We start from the raw sequence: 4061 nt of genomic DNA, 5'->3' as shown, positions 1-4061 counted from the left end.
ACCAGTAGGCAAGGACGGGACCCGCTCCCATGCGCGCGTTCGCCAGCTTCATCCTCTCCCTGGCGTTACACCTCTCGCTGTTTGCGAGCGCATTCATCTATTTTCCCCGTTCTACCGACCATCTGGCCACTGAAAGCGTTCTGGTTCCGATCGAGCTGGTGACGCTGGCCGACACCACCAATATCCGCGCCGCAGCGCCCGATCCCGTGCCGGAGCCCGAACCGGAAGTCGTCGAGCGGCCGCAGCCGGTAGCTTCCGAGCCGGAACCGGAACCCCAGGTCACCGAACCTGAACCCATTCCGCTGCCGCCCACCGAAGACGATCAGCCCGAGCCGGAACCCGAGCCGGAGCCTGAGCCCGAACCCGATCCGGTTCCACCGCAACCCGAACCCGAACCGGAGCCGGAGCGTCCCCAGCCTCGGCCCCAGCCGCAACAGCAGCAGGGCCTCGACCTTGATGCGCTCTCCACGCTTGTCGACCGGTCGCGCCAGCAAAGCGCGCAGAACCGGCCTGCCGATCAGGGTGAAGCGCGCCAGGGTGCGGGCGCCGGGACGGCGATGACGGCGACCATGTCGGACCTCTTCCGCAGCCAGACCTCGCGCTGCTGGCGGGAGCCGTCCGATGCGCCCGATCCGGCCTCCTTGCGGGTTTCGGTCGAGGTACAGCTGGAACGCGATGGTTCGCTAAGCGCGCCGCCGCGCCTGGTTGATGCCAACCGGGTGCTCGGATCGCCCAACCCTTACATGCGCCTTGCCGGTGAACGCGCCGTGCGTGCGGTCATCGAATGTGCGCCCTACGCCATGCCCGCTGGCCAGTATCAGCAATGGCGCCGCATTACGGTCAATTTCGAGCCGTCAAATCGATAGTGTGATACAAACCGCGCGAACGACAGGAGCTACCATCATGCGTTTTCTGGTCCGGCTTGCCGCCCTTTTCGGCATGATAACCGCCCTCGCGGCACCGGCGCTTGCCCAGTCAGGAAGCCCGCTTGTGGTGACTGTGACCGAGGGCAATGTCGATCCGTTCCCGATCGCCGTGACCGATTTCATCGGAGAGGATGCCGCCAGCTCCGAAACCGGCGCCGACATCGCCCGGGTGGTCACCAATAATCTGATGAATTCGGGCCTGTTCGCGCCGGTCGATCAGGATGCCTTCATCGAGAACATCACCAATATCGATTTGCGCCCGCGCTTTGCCGACTGGCGTGTCATCAACGCGTCTGCCCTGCTGGTCGGCCGGGTCAGCGTGGACGAGCAGGGCCGCCTGCTGGTCGCCTTCCGCCTCTGGGATACGGCCGCCGAACAGCAGCTTCTCGGCATGCAGTTCACCTCCGTTCCGGAAAACTGGCGCCGCCTCGCTCACAAGGTCTCTGATGCCATCTATGAGCGCCTGACCGGCGAAAGCGGCTTCTTCGACACCCGCATTGTCTACGTTTCGGAAGGCGAGGGGCCTGACGGCATTCCCACCCGCCGCCTCGTCATCATGGATCAGGACGGCGCGAACCCGTCCTTCCTGACCGACCGCTCCTACATGGCCTTGCTGCCCAACTACTCGCCGACCAACCAGCAGATCACATACGTTTCGTTCCGCGACCTGCAGGCGACGAGCTATCTCTACGATCTCCAGACCGGACGGCAGGAAGCGCTCTTCGACGGCAGCAATGCCGCCATCACTGGTGGCGGCCAGTCGCTCTCGGCGCGCTTCCATCCGAATGGACGCGAGCTTGTCATGTCGGTGGAGCGCCGCGGCCGTCACGATCTTTATGGCTTTGACCTGCGTACCCGCGCGCTGCGCCAGCTGACCAATAATCCGTCCGATGATACCGAACCGTCTTACGCGCCTGACGGCAACCAGATCGTGTTCGCCTCGAATCGCTCCGGTCAGCCTCAACTTTACGTGATGAATGCTGACGGTACCGAACAGCGCCGCATCAGCTTCGGGGAAGGGCGCTATACCAGCCCCGTCTGGTCGCCGCGCGGAGATCTGATCGCCTTCATCAAGCAGCGCGGCTCCATGTTTTCTCTCGGCGTGATGCGTGCAGACGGATCGGGCGAGGAGCGCATCCTCTATGACGGTTATTTCGTTGACACGCCCGCCTGGTCGCCCAATGGCCGCATGCTCCTTTTCACGCGCGGTGATTACTCTGCCACGGGCACGCGCTATTCGATCTGGAGCGTGGATCTGGGTGGTTTCAACCTGCGTAGATTGCCGACCCAGGGCGCTGCTTCAGACGCAGCCTGGTCTCCGCTTCTCGACTGAGCAGTGCGGATAAATATTTGAAAGAGGGATATCGATTCCCCTTCAAATGTAGTGTATGGAGGCACCAACCGTGCGGGCGTTCCGCACGGACGCTTAGAGGGATTAAGCTCCGATGAAACTTGCTCCGTTCGCTGCCGTTGCAGCGTTCAGCCTTATCGCAACCGCTTGCGCCAGCCGCCCGGACGAAGTGCCGGTCGTGCAGGAAGAGCGCACCGAGACGGTAGTCGACACCCGCGAAACGGGTCCGGTTCCCGGCTCGCTCGCCGACTTCGAACAGAATGCCGGCGACCGCGTCTTCTTCGGCCTTGACCGGTTCGACCTCGACAACGCCTCGCGCGAGACGCTCCGCCGTCAAGCTGCCTGGCTCGCCCAGTATCCGGGCACGCGCATCCTGATCGCCGGCAATGCCGACGAGCGCGGCACGCGTGAATACAACCTTGCGCTCGGTGCCCGCCGTGCGAACTCCGTGCGTGACTTCCTGGTCAGCCAGGGCGTCGATGCATCGCGCATCTCCACCGTGTCTTACGGCAAAGAGCGTCCGTCCTGCACCCAGTCGACCGAGTCGTGCTGGGCCCAGAACCGGAACGGCATCACCGTGATCACGTCTGGTGCGGTATCCTAGTCAACGGGTCTTCCCGTTGTAACTGCGGAGCTTGAAAGCCCGCCTGCGGGATCATCCAGATCCTGCAGGCGGGCTTTTGCATGTCCGGCGACTGAAACGGGCGCTCGGCACCTGCTCTGCTGCCGCAATTTCGCCCTTTGCCGCACGCACGCTATCGTGTGACTGCGGAAATCGTACGGCCTGCTGCCGGCCGACAAAGAACCTAGCTCTTCCGAGGTGATGCCATGCGCTGGATTGTTTCAATTCTGATCGGGTTTGGCCTTCTGGCCGGGACGGCGCACGCGCAGTCCAGCCGTGCGCTCAACATGCGCATGGACACGATCGAGCAGCGCCTCGCCCAGATGGAACAGCAATCGCTCGCAGGTGATCCTGTAGCCGAAAACCTGCTCATGCGGGTCGAGGCACTCGAGCGCGAGCAGCGCGCCCTGACCGGCGAGCTTGAGCGTGTCACCTTCGAAAACCGCCGCCTCCGCCAGGAAGTCGACCGGCTGAACGATGCGATGCAGCGCGTGCTGGCTGGTGAGGCTGGCAATCTGGCCATTACCGACCCGGAAGACCCGCATGCCGAGGCACGCGCCGCTGCGACCCAGCCGCTCAGCCTTCAGGGCGGAAACCTGCCGGCCATGTCGCGCCCTGCCGAGACTACGCCCGAGGCAGGCAGCGATGCTCTGGCCGGTGGTGAAGCCGGTGCGCCTGCGATGCCGGAAATGGACCCCGATGCCGCCTTCTCCAACGCCCGCTCGCGCCTTCTGGACGGTGATTTTGCTGGCGCGCAGGAGCGCTTTGCCAGCTTTGTGAACACCTATGGCGACCACCCGATGGTTGGCCAGGCGTGGTACTGGCTTGGCGAGACCCATTTTGCGCAAGGCAATTATCAGGACGCGGCAGATTCCTATATGTCCTCGCTGCGCACCGACCGGCGCGGGGAGCGTGGACCCGATGCTCTCGTGCGTCTTGGCGCCTCGCTGGCAGCGATGGACCAGTCTGCAGCGGCCTGCAATGTGCTTGGATCGTTTGGCCAGGAATTTCCCAACGCCAGCCCCGAAGCACGCCAGCGCGCCGCGCGTGAGCGTAGCCGCGCCGGGTGCCGCTAGACTCTGAACCCGAAGCCTGGGCGAGAGCCGCCGAACGGCTCTGCCCGTCCGGCCCGCTGGTGCTTGCCCTGTCGGGCGGCGGCGAT

4 protein-coding genes are annotated in these 4061 nt (G+C 64.2%); all 4 read left to right on the top strand.

The genetic code is table 11. From position 1 onward, the window contains the following. Positions 1-29 precede the first annotated feature (29 nt). Positions 30-866 (top strand): hypothetical protein, encoded by an 837-nt coding sequence (locus ACTS2Z_RS10945; protein WP_442573243.1) that lies wholly within the window; start codon positions 30-32, stop codon positions 864-866. A gap of 37 nt (positions 867-903) precedes the next feature. Then, a complete protein-coding gene (gene tolB, locus ACTS2Z_RS10940; protein WP_442573242.1) occupies positions 904-2259 on the top strand; it encodes a Tol-Pal system beta propeller repeat protein TolB in 1356 nt (451 codons plus the stop codon). A 112-nt stretch (positions 2260-2371) separates the two neighbouring features. Further along, positions 2372-2881: a peptidoglycan-associated lipoprotein Pal gene (gene pal, locus ACTS2Z_RS10935; RefSeq protein ID WP_442573241.1), complete on the top strand. Its 510-nt coding sequence runs from the start codon at positions 2372-2374 to the stop codon at positions 2879-2881. A 224-nt stretch (positions 2882-3105) separates the two neighbouring features. Then, positions 3106-3975 (top strand): tol-pal system protein YbgF, encoded by an 870-nt coding sequence (gene ybgF, locus ACTS2Z_RS10930; RefSeq protein ID WP_442573240.1) that lies wholly within the window; start codon positions 3106-3108, stop codon positions 3973-3975. Positions 3976-4061 lie beyond the last annotated feature (86 nt).

The sequence above is a fragment of the Glycocaulis sp. genome (genome assembly GCF_052168375.1).
GTDB lineage: Bacteria > Pseudomonadota > Alphaproteobacteria > Caulobacterales > Maricaulaceae > Glycocaulis.
The sequence above is the reverse complement of the archived record's forward strand: the minus strand, read 5'-3'. Positions and strand labels throughout refer to the sequence as shown.